The following is a 17958-nucleotide window of genomic DNA, read 5'->3' on the forward strand; positions in this document are numbered from 1 at the left end:
GCGGCAGGCCGCCCTTGCGGGCGGCATGAGGCACGGTGCGGGGCGCGCGGGGCGTCATCACGCGGGCAAGCTAGCCGCGCGGGCGGTGGGCCGCAAGCGCCGCGTGATACCGGCCATGCCCCGGGCCCGGCCCGCGGCGCAAGGTCGGAACCTTCCGGATCGCATCAGGGCGCCGATGAAGTTTCCGGTCACAACCTTTCCATACGGTCACTGCCGCGAGTCCCCTTCCATCGTCCAGGATCCCCGCCCATGCAGTTCCTGACGCGCCGGCTCTCCATCCCCTGGCGCCTCCACCTGATCACCCTCTCGGCCGTGATTGGCCTGGTGGCCATGGCGCTCGTCGCCGCCACGATGCACGGCCGTGCGCTGGAGGCCGACCGCGTCTCCACCCTCCGCAGCATGGTGGAAGCGGCCACCGGTATCGCTGCCCGCTACGAGGGCGAGGCCCGCGCCGGCCGCCTCGGCGCGGAGCAGGCGCAGCGCCTCGCCCTCGATGCGATCAAGGCGATCCGCTACCAGGGCCAGGAATACATCTGGGTGAACGACATGACCCCGCGGATGGTCATGCACCCCTTCCGGCCCGACCTCGACGGGCAGGACGTCGCGGAACTGCGGGACCCGACGGGGCTGCGGCTTTTCGTGGCCTTCGTCGACACGGTGCGGCGCGGGGGCTCCGGCACCGTCGGCTATCTCTGGCCGCGCCCCGGCGCCAACCAGGCGAGCGCGTCGGCGGTGGAGAAGCTGTCCTTCGTGCAGGGCTTCGCGCCCTGGGGCTGGGTGATCGGCACCGGGGTCTATGTGGACGACCTGCGTGCGGCGCAGCGCGCGGCGCTGGTGCAGGGACTGGTCGCGGCCGCGATCGCCGCGGGGCTCATGCTGCTGCTGGCGACGCTGATCGCGCGCGGCATCACACGCCCGCTGGCCGCCACCACGCAGGCGACGGCGGCGATGGCGGCAGGCGACCTCGCCAGCCCGGTGCCGGGGCAGGACCGGGGCGACGAGCTCGGCCTGCTGGCCCGCGCGCTGGAAGGCTTCCGCACCGACGGGCTGGAGAAGCGGCGCCTTGAAGCCGTGGCGGCGCAGGACCGCGCGGCGCGGGACCGGCGCCAGGCCGCCATGGACCGGCACACGCAGGAATTCGGCACCTCGATCTCCGGCGTCATGGGCTCGCTCTCCGCCTCGGCGGGGACGATGCGCAAGGCGGCCGACGACATGGCGGCCGCGGTGGAGCGCACGCGCGCCGGTTCCGCCACCACCGCGGGCGGCGCGGAGGAGAGCGCGCGCAACCTCACCTCGGTCGCGGCCGCGACCGAGGAACTGACCGCGAGCGTCGCCGAGATCGCCCACCAGGCCGGCCGCGCCGCCGCCACGGCGCGCGAGGCGGTGGCCCGCGCCGATGCCACCGACGGCAAGGTGCGCAGCCTGTCCGAGGCCGCGGGGCAGATCGGCGAGGTGGTGCGCCTGATCGCCGACATCGCCGGGCAGACCAACCTCCTCGCGCTCAACGCCACGATCGAGGCGGCGCGGGCGGGCGAGGCGGGCAAGGGCTTCGCGGTGGTGGCGAGCGAGGTGAAGGCGCTGGCCGCGCAGACCGCGAAGGCGACGCAGGACATCGGCGCGCAGATCGGCGCCATCCAGTCCGCCACGACCGAGGCGGTGGGCGCGATGCAGGACGTCTCGGCCGCCGTCGGCCGGATGCACGAGGTGGCCACCGCCATCGCCGCCGCGGTCGAGGAACAGGGCGCCGCCACGCGGGAGATCGCGGAGAGCGTCCAGACCGTCGCCGGCCAGACCGGCCAGGCGACGGCCGCGATGCGCGAGGTCGCGGATGCGGCGGAAGGCGCGGGCGGGGCCAGCCGCAGCGTGCTCGGCGTCGCGACCGAGATCGGCACCGTCGCGGCGACGCTGCGGGAGGAGGTGGACCACTTCCTCGGCTCCATGCGCACCGAGGCCGGCGAGGCCCGGCGCTACGAACGCATCCCCGGCCGCCAGGCGGAGGCGCTGCTGCGCCATGCCGGCGCGGCGGAGCGGCGCGTGGTCATCCGCGACATCTCGCGCGGGGGCGTGGCGCTGGAATGCGACCTCGCCCTCGATGCGGGGACCGAGCTGCGGCTGACGCTGCCCGGCGGGCAGGCGCCGGTGATGGCCCGCGTGGTGCGCGCCGCGGACCGCCTGCTGGCCCTCGCCTTCCGCCAGGATGGCGCGACGCTGGCGCAGGTGGACCGGGCCCTCGACCTCATCGCGCGCGGGGACCGCGCCCGCGCGGCCTGACGGCGGCACGGGCCGCGCGCCGCCCCCCGGCGCGCGGCCCGTGCCTTCATGCCGGCGGGTGGTGGTCCCACCAGTGGCGCGCGATGTCCGCGCGGCGGCAGACCCAGACCTCGTCGCGATGGGCGGCGACATGGGCGAGGAAGCGCTGCAGCGACCGCGCCCGGCCGGCGCGGCCGACCAGGCGGCAATGCAGCCCGACCGACATCATCTTCGGGCTGCCCGCCCGTCCCTCCTCCAGCAGCAGGTCGAAGGCGTCGCGCAGGTGGCGCTCGAACCCGTCCGGGTCGCCGAAGCCGGGCGGCACGCTGAACTTCATGTCGTTGTTGTCGAGCGTGTAGGGGATGACCAAATGCGGCCTGCCCGCTGCCTGCACGTAGTGCGGCAGGTCGTCGTCATAGGCGTCGCTGTCGTAGAGGAAGCCGCCATGGCGCGCGACGAGCGTGCGGGTGCGCGGGCTGATGCGGCCGGTGTACCAGCCCACCGGGCGGGTGCCGGTCAGGCGGGTGATGGTCTCGACGCAGCGCGCGATCTCGGCGGCTTCCGTCGCCTCGTCCATCCGGTGGTAGTCGATCCAGCGCCAGGCATGGGACGCCACCTCGTGCCCCGCCTCGGCGAAGGCGCGCGCCGCGTCCGGGTTCAGTTCCAGCGCACGGCCCACGCCGTAGACGGTCAGCGGGAAGCCTTGCGCCGCGAACAGCCGCAGCACGCGCCATACGCCGGCGCGGGCGCCGAAGTCGAACTGGGATTCGACGGTGCGGTTGCGCTCACCGAGGATGGGCGTGCCGCCCGGGACCTCCTGCAGGTAGATCTCGCTGCCCGCATCGCCGTTCAGCACCGTGTTCTCGCCCCCCTCCTCGTAGTTCAGCACGAAGGAGAGGGCGAGCCGCGCGCCGCCCGGCCAGCGCGGGTCGGGCGGGTTGGGGCCATGGCCGCGGAAGTCGCGCGGATAATCGGTGCCGTCGTCGAGGATGTGCGGGGCCTGGCTCATGCCCCGCAGAGTGCCGGGCCGCCCGCCGCCCTTCAAGCGGCCGCGGCGGCCGCGGCCAGGCCGACCGGCGGGCTGGCCAGCGGCTTCCGGCCCTTCGACAGCGCGACCGCGCCGGTCATGCTGGCCTGGGCCAGCGCCACCTGCGCCGCGCCCTCGGCGAAGGCGGCATCGGCCGCTTCCGCGACGATGGCGTGGTAGCGCGCGGGATCGCCCGCGCGGAAGGCGGCCCAGGCACCGGGGACGAGCCGGACGTCGAGCGTGGCGCCGTGCCGGGCCGCGGCTTCGGCGAAGATGGCGCGGGTCGGCTCCACCGTCGTCTCCACCGCGCAGAGCACGACGACACGCCCGCCGGAGCGGGTGGCTTCCTCGGCCAGCGCGGCGTCGACGCGCAGCACCGGCACGGGCGCCCTGGCGCGCGCCGCGCCGGGGCCGACGGTGGAGCAGGTGAGCAGCACGGCGTCCACGCCGGGCGTGGCCAGCGCCTCCAGCGCGGCGGCGGTGCGGGCGGCGATGGCGTCCGTCAGGCCGCCCGCGGCCTCGGCATCCCGCAGCAGGTCCTCGCGCAGCGTGTGGGTCAGGGTGACGCCCGGCGGGCAGGCGGCGTCGAAGACGGCGAGGTTGCCGGCGGCGGTGTGCAGGCAGGCGATGGTGGGCATGGCGCGTTCCTCCCGCGGACGAAGAAGGGCGGCAGGTTGCCCCGCCGCCCCCATCGCTGTCGACGCCCGGCGGGGCGGCGCGGTCAGTTCCGGGCCTTGTCCACCAGCTGGTTCTTCCTGATCCAGGGCATCATGCCGCGCAGCTTCTCGCCCACTTCCTCGATCGGGTGTTCGGCCAGGCGGCGGCGGGTGGCCTTGAAGCTGGCCTGGTTGACGCGGTTCTCCAGCATCCAGTCGCGGGCGAAGCGGCCGGACTGGATGTCCTCCAGCACCTTCTTCATCTCCTTCTTCGTCTCGGCCGTGATGATGCGCGGGCCGGTGACGTATTCGCCGTATTCGGCGGTGTTGGAGATGGAGTAGTTCATGTTGGCGATGCCGCCCTCGTAGATGAGGTCGACGATCAGCTTCACCTCGTGCAGGCACTCGAAATAGGCCATCTCGGGCGCGTAGCCGGCTTCCACCAGCGTCTCGAACCCGGCCTTGATGAGCTCGACCAGGCCGCCGCAGAGCACCACCTGCTCGCCGAACAGGTCGGTCTCGCACTCCTCCTTGAAGGTCGTCTCGATGATGCCCGACCGGCCGCCGCCGACGGCGGAAGCGTAGGAGAGCGCGATCTCGAGCGCGTTGCCGGACGGGTTCTGGTGGACGGCGACGAGGCAGGGGACGCCGCCGCCCTTCTGGTACTCGCCGCGCACCGTGTGGCCGGGGCCCTTCGGCGCGATCATGAACACGTCGATGTCGGGGCGCGGCTCGATCAGGTTGAAGTGGACGTTGAGGCCATGCGCGAAGGCAATGGCCGAGCCGGGGCGCAGGTTGGCGTGCAGGTGGTCGCGGTAGAGGTCGCCCTGCAGCTCGTCCGGCGTCAGCACCATCGTCACGTCGGCCCACTTCGCCGCGTCGGCGGGCGACATCACCTTGAAGCCCGCGGCTTCCGCCTTCGCCCAGGACCCGCCCGGGCGCAGCCCGATGACGACGTCCTTGACGCCGCTGTCGCGCATGTTCTGCGCATGGGCATGGCCCTGGCTGCCGAAGCCGATGACCGCGACCTTCTTGGCCTTGATCAGGTTCACATCCGCATCGCGGTCGTAGTACACGCGCATCTCTGGCGCACTCCCCTCTCTGGGTCTCTGGAAGAACTAGGCGCTGAAGCCCCGTGGCCCGCGCGCGATGGCCACCGCGCCGGTGCGGCTCACCTCCGCCAGCCCGATGGGCCGCATCAGCGCGCAGAAGGCGTCGATCTTGTCGGCGTTGCCGGTCATCTCGAAGACGAAGCTCTCGGTCGTCGCGTCCACGACGCGGGCGCGGAAGGCATCCGCCAGGCGCAGCGCCTCCACCCGGTTGTCGCCCTTCCCCACCACCTTGATGAGCGCAAGCTCCCGCGTCAGATGCGGGCCTTCGAGCGTGAGGTCGGACACCTTGTGGACCGGCACCAGCCTGTCGAGCTGCGCCTTGATCTGCTCGATCACCATCTCGGTGCCCGAGGTGCAGACGGTGATGCGCGACAGGCGCCCCTCGTCGTCCACCGGCGCGACGGTCAGGCTGTCGATGTTGTAGCCGCGGCCGGAGAACAGGCCGATGACGCGGGCGAGCACGCCCGCCTCGTTCTCAACCAGCACCGCGATGGTCGCGGCGCGCATGGTGTTGCCGTTGTCGGCCATGGTCGTGGTCTTTCGGGCGCGAGGAAAGGAAGAAGGGGTCGGCGGCCTGGCTCAGACCAGTACCTTGCCCTCGTCCGTCACGCCGGCGACGCCGCCTTCCTGGCCCGGGCCGAGGATCATCTCGTTATGCGCCGCGCCGGAGGGGATCATCGGGAAGCAGTTCTCCTTCTGGTCCACGGCGATGTCCGCGATCACCGGGCGGTCGATCGCGATCATCTCGCGGATCACGCGGTCCAGGTCGTCGGCGCTCGTGGCACGCAGGCCGACGCCGTGGAAGCTTTCGGCCAGCTTCACGAAGTCGGGCAGCGCGGCGGAGTAGCTTTCGGAATAGCGGCCGCCATGCAGCAGTTCCTGCCACTGGCGGACCATGCCCATGTACTCGTTGTTCAGGATGAACACCTTCACCGGCAGGCGGTACTGCGCCAGCGTCGCCATTTCCTGGATGTTCATCAGGATGCTGGCCTCGCCCGCGATGTCGATGACCAGCGCGTCGGGATGGGCGATCTGCACCCCCATCGCGGCCGGCAGGCCATAGCCCATGGTGCCGAGCCCGCCCGAGGTCATCCAGCGGTTCGGCCGGTCGAAGCCGAAATACTGCGCGGCCCACATCTGGTGCTGGCCGACCTCGGTCGTGATGAAGGTCTCCCGCCCCATCTCGCGCGTGATCTCGAACAGGCGCTTCACCGCGTGCTGCGGCTTGATGATGCTGCCCTTCTGCACGTAGCGCAGGCAGTCCTTCGCGCGCCAGGCGTCGATCTGGCGCCACCAGGCGGCGATCGCCTCGCGGTCCTGCGCGGTGCCGTCCTCCTTCCACGCCTCGATCAGCGCGGCGAGGATCTTGCCGGCGTCGCCCACGATGGGCACGTCCACCTTGACGTTCTTGTTGATGGAGGACGGGTCGATGTCGGCGTGGATCTTCTTCGAGCCGGGCGAGAAGTGGCTCAGCTTGCCCGTCACGCGGTCGTCGAAGCGGGCGCCGATGTTCAGCATGACGTCGCAGCCGTGCATCACGAGGTTGGCCTCGTAGGTGCCGTGCATGCCGAGCATGCCGATGAACTGCGGATCGGAGGCCGGGAAGGCGCCGAGGCCCATCAGCGTGTTCGTGCAGGGGAAGCCCGTCATCCGCACGAAGTCGCCGAGCAGGCGCGACGCCTCGGGCCCCGCATTGATCACGCCGCCGCCGGCATAGATCACCGGCTTCCGCGCGGCCTTCAGCAGCGCCACCGCCTTGCGGACCTGGCCCATGTCGGGGTCGGTCTGCGGGCGGTAGGACCGGTGCGGCACGCTGGCGGGCGGCGCTTCCGCATAGGGCGCCTTGTTGATGAGGATGTCCTTCGGCAGGTCGATCACCACCGGGCCGGGACGGCCGGACCGCGCGACATGGAACGCCTCATGCACCACGCGGGCCAGGTCGGCGCTGCGCTTGACCAGGTAGTTGTGCTTCGTCGCCGGCCGCGTGATGCCGGTGGTGTCCGCTTCCTGGAAGGCGTCGTTGCCGATCAGGTGGGTGGGCACCTGCCCGGTCAGGCAGACGATCGGGATGCTGTCCATCAGCGCATCCACCAGCCCCGTCACCGCATTGGTCGCGCCGGGGCCGGAGGTGACGAGCACGCAGCCCACCTTGCCGGTGGACCGCGCATAGCCTTCGGCCGCGTGGACGGCGGCCTGTTCGTGGCGGACCAGGATGTGGCGGATGGCGTTCTGCTGGAAGATCGCGTCGTAGATCGGCAGCACCGCGCCGCCGGGATAGCCGAAGATGACCTCTACGCCCTGCTCCTTCAGCGCGCGGAGGACGACCTCGGCGCCCGACATCGTCAGGGGCGTCGCGTCGGCGTGCTGGGCGGTGGCGGACATGACCTTCGGTGCTTTCCTCGATGCGTTCGGGCCGTGCGCGGCCGGCGCCCCGGCGGGCCTGCGCCTGCCGGGTTGGCTCCCTTACGCCCGCTGCTGCACTGCGTCAACGCGAATGCTCAACGAAAACTGCGAAATATTCTAACAAACTTTGCGATAATTGCGCGTTATCGGTCCATCTAGATTGTATATTATGCGTTGCGGCCGGTGGCGCCAGCGGGTGGTGGCGAAACCAGGTCGCTTGGCGCTTCGTGTAGCGCCGCGTGTTGAGGATCGCGCGTTCCGACGCCGCTTCCAGCGTCATCCGCCCGGCCAGATGGGCCAGCAGTTCCGGCACGCCATGCGCCCGCATCGCCGGCAGCGCGGGGTCGAGGCCGAGCGCACCGAGCGCGCGCACCTCCTCCACCGCGCCGGCGGCGAGCATCGCGTCCCAGCGCGCGGCGATCGCCTCCCGCAGCGCCGGGCGCGGCGGATCGAGCAGCAGGGCGGCGAAGCGCCAGGGCGCCGGCCCGGTCCCGCTGCCGCGCTGCCACGCCTTCAGCCCCCTGCCCGTCCCGGCCGCCACCTCGAAGGCACGGGCGATGCGCTGGCTGTCGCCGGGGCGCAGCGCCGCCGCCGTCTCCGGGTCGATCGCGCCGAGGCGGGCATGCAGCGCCTCCGCGCCCTCCTCGGCCAGCAGGCGCCGCGCCTCGGCGCGCGCCGCCTCGGGCACCGGGGGGATGTCGGACAGGCCCTCGGTCAGCGCGGCGAAGTAGAGCCCGGTGCCGCCGCACAGGATGGGCACGCGGCCGGCGGCCCGCGCCGCCGCCATCTCGGCCAGCGCGGCGCCGCGCCACCAGGCGGCGGTGCCGGCCTCGGCCGCCGGGCGCACGCCGTAGAGCGCGTGCGGCGCGCGGGCCAGGTCCTCGGCCGGCGGGCGCGCCGTGAGGATCCGCAGCTCGCGGTAGACCTGCATCGAGTCGGCGTTGATGACGGTGCCACCGAGCCGTTCGGCAAGCCGCAGGGCCAGCGCGCTCTTCCCGCTGGCGGTCGGGCCGGCGACCAGGAGGGCGGGCGGAAGCGCGCCGGCGCCGGCCGCGGATGGTTGCGCCGCCGGGCTCACGATGGCATGCGCGGCGGATGCCGCATGTCCTGACCCTGGTCGCCGCGCCCGGCGCGCTCGACCCCGTCCTCGTCAACCGCTGCCGCGCGGCGCTGGAGGCGCTGGGCGCCACCCCCGGCCGGCCGGACTGGCTGGCGGAGCGCGAGGCGGTGGACCTGCCCTTCCAGGGCGCGCCGGACCAGGCCGCCGCCGCCGCGCGAGGCGCGCTGGAGGGAGCGGCGGTGGACGCCATCGCGACCCCGGCCGAGGGCCGCCGCAAGCGCCTGCTGATCGCCGACATGGACAGCACCATCGTCACGTCGGAGACGCTGGACGAGATCGCGGCCCATGCCGGGCTGAAGGACCGCATCGCCGCAATCACGCGGCGTTCGATGAATGGCGAGCTGGATTTCCGCCAGGCGCTGGTCGAGCGGGTGGCGATGCTGGAGGGCCTCGACACCGCCGCGCTGGAGGCGACCTGGGCGCGGACGGAGATGATGCCCGGCGCGGCGGCGCTGGTGGCGACGATGCGCGCGAACGGCGCGGTGTGCTGCCTCGCCTCGGGCGGCTTCACCTTCTTCACCGGGCGCGTGGCCGAACGGCTCGGCTTCCACCATCACGTCTCCAACACGCTGCTGATCGAGGGCGGCAGGCTGACGGGGCGTGTGGCCGAACCGGTCTTCGACCGCAATGCCAAGCTGGCCGCGCTGATCCGGCTGGCGAGCGACAACGGCCTGCCGATGGCGGCGACGCTGGCGGTGGGGGATGGCGCGAACGACCTCGACATGATCGGAGCGGCGGGGCTCGGCGTGGCCTTCCGTGCGAAGCCGGTGGTGGCGGCCGCGGCGCGGGCGCGGGTGGACCACGGCGACCTGACCGCGCTGCTCTACGCGCAGGGATATCGGCGGGCGGAGTTCGTGGAGGGCTGAGGCGGCTCCCTCCCCCCCCGGCGACCGGGGGGGAGGGTTGCGCCGCCGGCGTCAGCCGGGCTGGCCGCGCTGCGGGGCGTTGAGGCGCAGCGGCACCCAGCGCTGGCCCTGCGCGCTTTCGATCAGCAGCAGCGCGGTGGCGCGGCCCTGGCGGCGCAGGCGCTCCAGGCGTTCCTGCACCTCCTGCGGGCTGCCGACGCGTTCCTGCTGGACTTCGACGATCACGTCGCCGGGGCGCAGTTCCCGCTCGGCCGCCGGGCTGCCGGGCGAGACCTCGGTGATGACCACGCCGCGGCTTTCGGCACGCAGGCTGAACCGCTCCCGCGTCTCGGGCGAGATCGGCGCGACGCGCAGGCCGAGGCCCGAGAGCTCGGTGTTCTGCGGGCGCGGCGCTGGCCCGGGGGTGGCGGCGGCCTGCTGCTGGTCAGCGGGGAGTTCCGCCACGGTGACGTTCACCGTCTGCTCGCGACCGTCGCGCCAGACCACGACCGGCACCTGCTGGCCGACGCGGGTGTCGGCGACGATCCGCGGCAGGTTCCGCATCTCCCGCACTTCCTGCCCGTTGAAGCGCAGGATCACGTCGCCGGCCTGGATGCCGCCGGCGGCCGCCGGGCCGCCATCCTGCGCGCGCGCCACCAGCGCGCCACGCGTGCCGTTGCGGATGCCGAGGCTCTCCGCGATCTCGTCCGTCACCTGCTGGATGTTGACGCCGAGCCAGCCGCGCCGCACCCGGCCCTCGTCGCGCAGCTGCGCCACGATGTTGCGCGCCAGGTTCGACGGGATGGAGAAGCCGATGCCGATGGACCCGCCGGAAGGCGAGTAGATGGCGGTGTTGATGCCCACCACCTCGCCGTTCAGGTTGAACAGCGGGCCGCCGGAATTGCCGCGGTTGATCGCCGCGTCGGTCTGGATGAAGTCGTCGTAGAGGCCCTGGCGGATGTCGCGCCCGCGGGCCGAGACGATGCCGGCCGTGACGGAGCCGCCGAGCCCGAAGGGATTCCCGATCGCCACCACCCAGTCGCCGACCTGGGCGGTGTCGCTGTCGCCGAAGGGGACGGAGGGCAGCGGCTGGTCATGGCGCACGCGCAGGACCGCAAGGTCGGTGCGCGGGTCGGCGCCGACCAGCTCGGCGCGGATCGTGGTGTTGTCCTGCAGGACGACGTTGATCTCGGACGCGCCCTCGATGACGTGGTTGTTGGTCACCACGATGCCGGAGGCGTCGATGATGAAGCCCGAGCCGAGCGACTGCGCGCGGCGCTGCGGCTGCTGCTGCTGCGGCCGGCCGGGCTGGTTGGGCTGAGCCTGGCCGGGCGGGCGGTTGCGTTCGAGGAAGTCGCGGAAGAACTCCTCGAAGGGGCTGCCGGGCGGGGCCTGCGGCACTTCCGGCGCGTCGCGCCCGGCGCGGGGGCCGGCGGCGGCCTGGGTGGTCTGGATGTTCACCACCGCCGGCAGCAGGCGCTGGGCAAGCGGCGCGAAAGAGGAGGGCGCGCCGGGCGGCGGGACCTGCGGCGCGATCTGCTGGGCGAGCGCGGCGGGCGCTGGCGGCAGGGCCGCGAAGGGCAGCGCCAGCGCGCCGGCGAGGGCCCAGGGGGCGAATGGACGGGCGAAGCGCACGTTGGGCAACCTTCCGTTGGGTCCAGCTGTGAGATGGGGCATCCGCCCCGGTCGCTGCAACATTGCCATCTACCTCCGGATCCGGAACCCCACGGGGCGTCACGACATGTGACGAAAGGTGAGGGCGCGGCCGGGTTCCCTCACCCCCTCACCAGGGCCCAGGCGACCGCGACCCCGATGGCCGCCGCCGCCAGCCCGCCCACGCGCAGCCGGTCGTCCGGCTGGCCGAGCAGCAGCGCCAAGGCCTTCCGCATGGCGGCGGGGGCGACCGCGTAGAGCAGCCCCTCGACCGCCAGCACCACCGCGACGCCGGCCAGGACCTCGGCGGGACCCATGCCGGCGGCGCGCTACTGTGCCGCGCGCGGGGCCGGCGCCGGCATGCTCTCCCGGAAGTAGCGGAAGAACTCGCTGTCCGGCGACAGCAGCAGGCGGGTGTCACCCTCGCTGAACGCCTCGCGGTAGGCCTGCATGCTCCGCCAGAACTGGAAGAACTGCGGGTCGCGCTGGAAGGCGTCGGCGAAGATGCGGATCGCGTCCTGCTCGCCCTGGCCGCGCAGGATGTCGGAACTCGCCTGCGCCTCGGCCAGCAGCACGGTGCGTTCGCGGTCGGCGCCGGCGCGGATGCCGGCGGCCTGCTCCGCGCCCTCGGCGCGCAGCTCGCGCGCGACGCGCTCGCGCTCGGACTGCATGCGCTGGAGGATGGCCTGGGTGTTGCCGTCCGGCAGGTCGGCGCGGCGGATGCGGACATCCGTCACCTCGATGCCGAAGCGCCGCGCCTCGTCGTTCACCTGGCGGCGGATCTCGGTCATGATCCGGGCGCGGTCGTTCGACAGCACGCTCAGCAACGGTTCGTTGCCGAGCACGCGGCGGACGGAGGAGGTGACGATGGAGTTCAGCCGCGCGCGGATGCCGGCTTCCGTGGCGCCGACGCTTTGGAAGAACAGCAGCGGGTCGGTGATGCGGTAGCGGGTGAAGCTGTCCACGATCAGCCGGCGCTGGTCGCCGAGGATCACCTCCTCGCCGGTCGCGTCGTAGTCCAGCAGGCGGCGGTCGAAGGCGATGACCGACTGGATGAAGGGGATCTTCGCCTTCAGCCCTGGATCGCGGATCACGCGGATCGGCTGGCCGAACTGGGTGATCAGCACCTGCTGCGTCTGGTGGACGGTGAACAGGGTGGAGGCGGCGACGACGATGCCGACGGCCGCCACCACCGCGAGGATCAGGGCGCGGTTCATCGGGGAATTCCCTGCGGGCGGACGGGCGCGAAGGACGCGCCCGGCGGCGGGGGTTGCGGCTGGGGCTGGGGCTGGGCGGACTGGCGCATCGCCTGCGGCACCGCCGCCGCCGGCACGCGGGCGCCGTCGCCGAGGTTCAGCAGCGGCACGACGCCCTGCAGCCCGGTGTCCACCAGCACCTTCGGATTGCGCCGCAGGATCTCCTCCATCGTCTCGATGTACATCCGCCGCAGCGTCACGTCCTGCGCCGCCTGATAGGCGGTGAGCACGCTGACGAAGCGCTGCGCCTCGCCGCGGGCGCGGGCGACCTGGCTTTCGCGGAAGCCCTCGGCTTCCTGCACCATGCGCTGGGCGTCGCCGCGGGCGCGGGGGATGATGTCGTTGCGGTAGCTCTCGGCCTCGTTGCGGGCGCGGTCGCGGTCCGCATTCGCGCGCTGCACGTCGCGGAAGGCGTCCACCACCTGCTGCGGCGGGCCGACATCCTGCAGGTTCACCCGCTGGATCTCCACCCCCGCCCCGTACTGGTCGAGGATGCCCTGCGTGCCGCTGCGGACCGCCTGCTCGATCTGGGTGCGGGCCTCGGTCAGCGCGGGCTGGATGGGGGTGCGGCCGATCACCTCGCGGATCACGCTCTCGGCGGCGGCCCGCACGGTGGCCTCGGGGCTGCGGGTGTTGAACAGGAACTCCGCCGCGTCGCGGATGCGCCACTGCACGACGAGGTCGATGTCGATGATGTTCTCGTCGCCCGTCAGCATCAGGCTCTCCTCCGGCATGTCGCGCGCGGAGATCGGGCGCGTGCCGGGGGCGGTGTCGAGCGGGGCGCGGTAGCCGACCTGCACGGTGTTCACGCGCGTCACCGACGGCGTCGTCACCGTCTCGAAGGGCCAGGGGACGTGGTATCTCAGGCCGGGCGGGGCGGTGCGGTTGAAGGCGCCGAAGCGCATCACCACGCCCTGCTCGTCCGGGTTCACCCGGTATAAGCCGGATGCCGCCCAGACCGCCACCAGCACGAGGCCGATCAGCGCGATGCCCTTGCCGCCGGCCCCGCGCGGCAGCCAGCGCCGCACCGCGTCCTGCGCCTGGCGGATCACGTCGTCGAGGTCCGGCCCGCGGCCGCCGCCGCCGCCCTGCCCTCCGCCCGAAGGCGGCTGCGGCGCCCCCCAGGGCCCGCCTGGCCGGGGGTTCCCCCAGGGGCTGGGTCCGCCGCTGCTGTTCCACGCCATCGGGCCGTTGCCCTCCTTCATCCCGGCTTATGCTTCTGCCACGTCGCCTCCCGACCGGGGAGGGGTGCAGCCGCCGCACCGAAGGTCCATATGGGGCCCGCCGGGACGGAGCGAGCCCGCGCGGCGCTGGCGGACCGGCCCGGGCGGGTGACCCGCGCCCGGCCGGGAGGTCCCCTCCCGGCCGGGCGTTGCGGATCCGACGCGGCTGGCGCGATATCGGACGGGACAGGGGGTTTTTCAAGCGATGGGCGAGATGCTGGAGCAGGCGGTGCGCGCCGCGCTCAGGTCGGTGCGCGACCCCGTCAGCGGCCGTGACGTGGTGGAAGCGGGCATGGTCGAGGGGCTCGCCGCGCGCGACGGCCTGGTGCAGTTCGCCATCCAGGTCCCGCGCGAACGCGCCCGCGACAGCGAACCGCTGCGCGCCGCCGCGGAACGCGCGGCCGCCGCCGTGCCCGGCGTGCTGTCCGCCACCGTGGTACTGACCGCCCACCGCGCCGAGGCGCCGGCCGTGAAGCCCGCGGCCGGGCCCGGTGGCAAGGCGGCGCCGGGCCAGGGGCCGATGCTGCTGCCGGATGTCGGCGCCATCATCGCCGTGGCCTCGGGCAAGGGTGGCGTCGGCAAGTCCACCACCGCCGTCAACCTCGCCGTCGCGCTCGCCACCCAGGGGCTGCGCGTCGGGCTGCTGGATGCCGACATCTACGGCCCGTCCCTGCCGCAGATGCTCGGCACCCGCGAACGCCCCCGCGCGGAGGGAAGCCGCATCATCCCCCTCCAGCGATGGGGGCTGAAGGCGATGTCCATCGGCTTCCTCGTGGAGGAGGAGACGCCGATGATCTGGCGCGGCCCGATGGTGATGGGCGCGCTGGAGCAGATGATGGGCCAGGTCGAGTGGGGCGCGCTCGACGTCATGGTGGTGGACATGCCGCCGGGCACGGGCGACGCGCAGCTGACGATGAGCCAGCGCGTGCCGCTGGCCGGCGCCGTCATCGTCTCCACGCCGCAGGACGTCGCGCTGATCGACGCGCGGCGCGGCGTGAGGATGTTCGAGCGCGTCGGCGTGCCCGTGCTCGGCCTCATCGAGAACATGAGCTTCTTCTGCTGCCCGAATTGCGGCCACCGCGCCGATGTCTTCGGCCATGGCGGCGCGCGGGCCGAGGCGGAGCGGATCGGCGTGGAGTTCCTGGGCGAGCTGCCGCTGAAGATGGCGATCCGCGAGCTGGCCGATGCCGGCACGCCGATCGTCGCCGCCCGGCCGGAGACGGAGGAGGCGAAGGCCTACCAGCGCATCGCGTCGCGGCTGCGGGAGAAGGTCGCGGAACGCGGCGGCGCGCAGGCGGGCCCGCGGATCGTGGTGGAGTAGCGGCGCGCCCTTCCCCGCCCGCGGGGACGGGTCAGCGCAGCAGCACGTCCGTCTCCGCCGCCACCGGCATCCCCGCCGCGGCGCCCGGCCGGGTGCAGGCCAGCGCGGCGGCGGCGGCGGCGCGGCGCAGCGCGGCCTCGGCCGGCAGGCCGCGGTCGAGCGCGGCGCAGAGCACGCCGCACCAGCAATCGCCCGCGCCGGTCGTGTCCACGGGCGTGACGTGGAAGGCGGGCACGCGCAGGGGGCCGGCCGCGCCGGCCAGCACGGCCCCGGCCTCGCCCAGCGTCACCGCGACATCGCAGCCGAGCGCGCCGCGCAGCGCATCCGCCCCCGCGCCGCAGCCGAGCCGCGCGCCCAGCACCGCGGCCTCGTGCTCGTTCGCCACCAGCAGGTCGAGGCGGCGCAGCGCCTCCGCCGGGATCTCGGCCGGCGGCGCCAGGTTCAGCACCACCCGCGCGCCGCGGTCCTTCGCGCGATGGACCAGCGTCGCGACCTCCGCCGGCGGAACCTCCATCTGCATCAGCAGCGTGGCGCCGGGATGCAGCGCCGCATCCTCCACCTGCGCGGCGCGCGCCGCGAGGTTGGCGCCGGGCGCGACCGCGATCTGGTTGCGCCCGGCCGGATCGACGCAGATCGAGGCGCAGCCGGTCGGCAGGTCCACCACGGCAAGGCGGGAGAGATCGACGCCCGCCCCTCGCAGCGCGGCGGTGGCGACGGTGGCGAAGGCATCGCGGCCGACGCAGCCGGCAAAGGACACGCGCGCCCCGTCCCGCGCCGCCGCCACCGCTTGGTTCGCGCCCTTGCCGCCGGGCAGGGCGCGCAGGTCCCCGCCGAGCACGGTGACTCCCGGCGCCGGCAGGTCCGGCACGGCGAAGACGAGGTCGGCATTGGCGGAGCCGAAGACGAGGACGGTCATCCCGATGGCGTCGCGAACATGCCGCCCGCCCGCGCCCGGTCGTAGAGCGCCGCGATCAGCGCCTCGAAAGCGGGCGCCACGGCGCGGGCGGGGTTCATCCGGCCATGCGTCTGCGCCTCCGCGATGCCGGCGTCGCGCCAGTGACCGGTGCCGATCACCCCTTGCAGGAAGCCCTGCGCGCGGTCGCAGGCCATGGCGAAACTGGCTTCCCTGCTCGTGCCCTCCTCGAACTCCTCCCACAGCCCGCGCAGCCGGGCGCCGAGGTCGGGTGGCAGGGCGCCGAAGACGACATCGGCGGCCGCGCGCTCCCGCGCCGCCTGGGTCAGCAGATGCGCCTCGTCATAGGCGAAGGTGTCCCCGGCCTCGATCTCCACCAGGTCATGCGCGGCGATCATCGCCAGCACATGGCCGAGGTCGGGCGGGTCCTCCACCTCGCCATGCAGCAGCAGGGCGACGAGGGCGACGTTCCAGCAATGCTCGGCCGAGTTCTCCTGCCGCGCGCCGCCATCCGGGCCGCGGGTCCGGCCGCGCCGCTCGACATGCTTCAGCCGGTCGGCCAGGGCGAGGAAGTCGATCAGGGCGGCAAGGCGCGTGCTGTCCATGGCGCGCGCCCTTACCGTGCCGTCCAGCGGCCGAGGAGGAAGCCGAACAGCACCGCGCCGCCCAGCAGGGCCACGACCTCGCCAAACAGCGCGTGACCCAGCGGCAGGCCGAGCGTGACCAGCAGCACCAGCAGCGCCACCTTCCACCAGCGCGCCAGCGCGCCGGAGGCGGTGGCAGCAGGCTTGCCGCGCCCCTTGCCGCCCCGCTTACCTGCTGCGGCGCTAGCCGCCACGGCCGAGCACCTCCATCAACTCCCGCCATTCCCGCTTCGACAGGCCGGACCCCTCCTGGCCCACCGCCTCGCCGGCCAGCATCCGCCGGACGATGCCAAGCATCTGGGAGGACAGCGTGACCGCGCCGAGCCGGTAGTCGCGGAAGGCGCCATGGGCGATCGGCACCCAGGCCTCCACCATCGCCAGCATGGCATCCGCATAGGCGCGGATCTCGTACTGGGCATGCGGGTCGGCGCGCAGGGACAGGAAGTGGAACAGGTTGTGCAGGTCGCACTTCCAGTACCATTGCGTGTAGGCGTTCAGCGTCAGGTTCATGCGCGCCAGTTCCCGCGCCAGCCCCTGCCGGGCGGGGTCGAGCGGCTGGCCGGCCTCGTCCTCGTTCAGCATCTCGATGTAGTGGTCGTAGTTGCGCGCGGCGTCCTGCCGCAGCAGGTCCAGCACGCGCGCCGCCTCCTCCCCTTCCAGCAATTCGCCGCGGCCCTGGCGGTTGGATGCGGATTGCGCGGCCAGGTGTTCGGGGGCGGGGATGTAGAATTCGCGGTCCAGGATGGAATAGCGGGCCGAGTATTCGTTCACGTTCGACGTGCGGTGCCGGATCCATTGCCGCGCCACGAAGATCGGCAGCTTGATGTGGAACTTCACTTCGCACATCTCGAACGGGGTCGAATGGCGGTGCCGCATGAGGTAGCGGATCAGGCCGCGATCCTCGTTCGCCGCCCGCGTGCCGCGCCCGTAGGACACGCGGGCCGCCTGCACGATCGCGGCGTCGTCGCCCATGTAGTCGATGACGCGCACGAAGCCGTGGTCGAGCACGGGGACCGCCTGGAACAGCATCGCCTCCAGCGCGGGCACGGTCGGGCGGCGTGTCCGCCCCTCCGCGGCGCGCGCGGCCTCGATCTCCTGCTGCTGTTCGGCGGTGATGGCCATCTGCCAGGTGTCCCGGATGGTGTCCGGCGGCCTCTCTACCTGTTCAGGCGGCCGTGCGGCAGCCCCCTCGATTCCTGCCGCGGGGTCGCCTATATAGGTCCTGCCGCTTGCGGCTATGGCGATAAACACGGTTCAGAATAAGCGTTGCGGACCCGGGGGCAGTGCCCGGCGCCTCCACCACTCAGCCGCCCTTGTCGGGGCAGCCGGAACGGGGGCGAAACAGGCTCGACGCGCGTGGTAAAGGGACCGCTTTTGCCCGGCATTGTACCGCCGTTATCGGGCTAAATCCTAAGTGCGAACGACAACAGCCGCGAGGCTGTCGCACTCGCTGCCTAACAGGTAAGCGCGGCTCGGGGGGCGCCGGGCAACAGAAGCCCCCCACTTTCGCCGGACCTGCCGGACCATGCAGGCCA

At 73.1% G+C, this 17958-nt stretch carries 17 protein-coding genes and 1 other RNA gene; 4 read left to right on the forward strand and 14 right to left on the reverse strand.

What is annotated here, in order from left to right; translation table 11 throughout:
- The first annotated feature begins 249 nt into the window (after positions 1-249).
- Positions 250-2271 carry a methyl-accepting chemotaxis protein gene (locus ACK8OX_RS13805; RefSeq protein WP_430664715.1) on the forward strand — a complete coding sequence of 674 codons (2022 nt, stop codon included), beginning with the start codon at positions 250-252 and terminating at the stop codon, positions 2269-2271.
- 46 nt (positions 2272-2317) lie between these two features.
- Here the strand turns inward: ACK8OX_RS13805 and puuE are convergent, their stop codons facing one another.
- From puuE to miaA, 6 genes are all read right to left on the reverse strand, one after another.
- Entirely contained in the window at positions 2318-3259 is a 942-nt protein-coding gene (gene puuE, locus ACK8OX_RS13810; protein ID WP_430664716.1) for an allantoinase PuuE, read from the reverse strand.
- 32 nt (positions 3260-3291) lie between these two features.
- Positions 3292-3915 carry an aspartate/glutamate racemase family protein gene (locus ACK8OX_RS13815; protein WP_430664717.1) on the reverse strand — a complete coding sequence of 208 codons (624 nt, stop codon included), beginning with the start codon at positions 3913-3915 and terminating at the stop codon, positions 3292-3294.
- An 83-nt stretch (positions 3916-3998) separates the two neighbouring features.
- Positions 3999-5015, reverse strand: coding sequence for a ketol-acid reductoisomerase (ilvC, locus tag ACK8OX_RS13820; RefSeq protein WP_430664718.1), 1017 nt, complete (start codon positions 5013-5015; stop codon positions 3999-4001).
- A gap of 36 nt (positions 5016-5051) precedes the next feature.
- Complete coding sequence (ilvN, locus tag ACK8OX_RS13825) at positions 5052-5573, reverse strand: acetolactate synthase small subunit (RefSeq protein WP_430664719.1); 522 nt, start codon at positions 5571-5573, stop codon at positions 5052-5054.
- A gap of 51 nt (positions 5574-5624) precedes the next feature.
- Positions 5625-7427 (reverse strand): acetolactate synthase 3 large subunit, encoded by a 1803-nt coding sequence (locus ACK8OX_RS13830; RefSeq protein ID WP_430664720.1) that lies wholly within the window; start codon positions 7425-7427, stop codon positions 5625-5627.
- Between the two features lie 103 nt (positions 7428-7530).
- Positions 7531-8526: a tRNA (adenosine(37)-N6)-dimethylallyltransferase MiaA gene (gene miaA / locus ACK8OX_RS13835; RefSeq protein ID WP_430664721.1), complete on the reverse strand. Its 996-nt coding sequence runs from the start codon at positions 8524-8526 to the stop codon at positions 7531-7533.
- Positions 8527-8543: 17 nt separating this feature from the next.
- Between miaA and serB the strand changes: the two genes are divergently transcribed.
- A complete protein-coding gene (serB, locus tag ACK8OX_RS13840; RefSeq protein ID WP_430664722.1) occupies positions 8544-9434 on the forward strand; it encodes a phosphoserine phosphatase SerB in 891 nt (296 codons plus the stop codon).
- Positions 9435-9485: 51 nt separating this feature from the next.
- On the opposite strand, the gene ACK8OX_RS13845 is transcribed toward serB, so the two are convergent.
- The 4 genes from ACK8OX_RS13845 to hflK form a co-directional block, all read right to left on the reverse strand.
- On the reverse strand, positions 9486-11090 hold the full coding sequence (locus ACK8OX_RS13845) for a DegQ family serine endoprotease (protein ID WP_430664723.1): 1605 nt from the start codon (positions 11088-11090) through the stop codon (positions 9486-9488).
- Between the two features lie 98 nt (positions 11091-11188).
- The gene (locus ACK8OX_RS13850) at positions 11189-11383 is read right to left on the reverse strand and encodes a DUF2065 family protein (protein ID WP_430664724.1); all 195 of its coding nucleotides are present in this window, start codon (positions 11381-11383) and stop codon (positions 11189-11191) included.
- A 12-nt stretch (positions 11384-11395) separates the two neighbouring features.
- Positions 11396-12283, reverse strand: coding sequence for a protease modulator HflC (gene hflC / locus ACK8OX_RS13855; RefSeq protein ID WP_430664725.1), 888 nt, complete (start codon positions 12281-12283; stop codon positions 11396-11398).
- Positions 12280-13527 carry an FtsH protease activity modulator HflK gene (gene hflK / locus ACK8OX_RS13860; protein WP_430664726.1) on the reverse strand — a complete coding sequence of 416 codons (1248 nt, stop codon included), beginning with the start codon at positions 13525-13527 and terminating at the stop codon, positions 12280-12282. Before hflK ends, hflC begins: the two co-directional genes overlap by 4 nt.
- A gap of 223 nt (positions 13528-13750) precedes the next feature.
- Here hflK and ACK8OX_RS13865 point away from each other — a divergent pair, with 223 nt between their 5' ends.
- Positions 13751-14866: an Mrp/NBP35 family ATP-binding protein gene (locus tag ACK8OX_RS13865; RefSeq protein ID WP_430664727.1), complete on the forward strand. Its 1116-nt coding sequence runs from the start codon at positions 13751-13753 to the stop codon at positions 14864-14866.
- 31 nt (positions 14867-14897) lie between these two features.
- Here ACK8OX_RS13865 and ACK8OX_RS13870 read toward each other — a convergent pair whose 3' ends face one another.
- From ACK8OX_RS13870 to thyX, 4 genes are read right to left on the reverse strand one after another with little or no spacing between them, the layout of a single operon-like run.
- Complete coding sequence (locus tag ACK8OX_RS13870) at positions 14898-15782, reverse strand: ribokinase (protein WP_430664728.1); 885 nt, start codon at positions 15780-15782, stop codon at positions 14898-14900.
- Positions 15779-16384 carry an HD domain-containing protein gene (locus ACK8OX_RS13875; protein WP_430664729.1) on the reverse strand — a complete coding sequence of 202 codons (606 nt, stop codon included), beginning with the start codon at positions 16382-16384 and terminating at the stop codon, positions 15779-15781. The genes ACK8OX_RS13870 and ACK8OX_RS13875 overlap by 4 nt, the downstream gene beginning before the upstream one ends.
- Positions 16385-16395: 11 nt before the next feature.
- Entirely contained in the window at positions 16396-16617 is a 222-nt protein-coding gene (locus ACK8OX_RS13880) for a hypothetical protein (protein ID WP_430664730.1), read from the reverse strand.
- Entirely contained in the window at positions 16607-17545 is a 939-nt protein-coding gene (gene thyX, locus ACK8OX_RS13885; protein ID WP_430664731.1) for an FAD-dependent thymidylate synthase, read from the reverse strand. Before thyX ends, ACK8OX_RS13880 begins: the two co-directional genes overlap by 11 nt.
- 63 nt (positions 17546-17608) lie before the next feature.
- Between thyX and ssrA the strand changes: the two genes are divergently transcribed.
- Positions 17609-17928: a transfer-messenger RNA gene (ssrA, locus tag ACK8OX_RS13890) on the forward strand.
- Positions 17929-17958: the final 30 nt, after the last annotated feature.

The sequence above is a fragment of the Falsiroseomonas sp. CW058 genome (genome assembly GCF_050563535.1).
Classification (GTDB): Bacteria; Pseudomonadota; Alphaproteobacteria; order Acetobacterales; family Acetobacteraceae; genus Falsiroseomonas.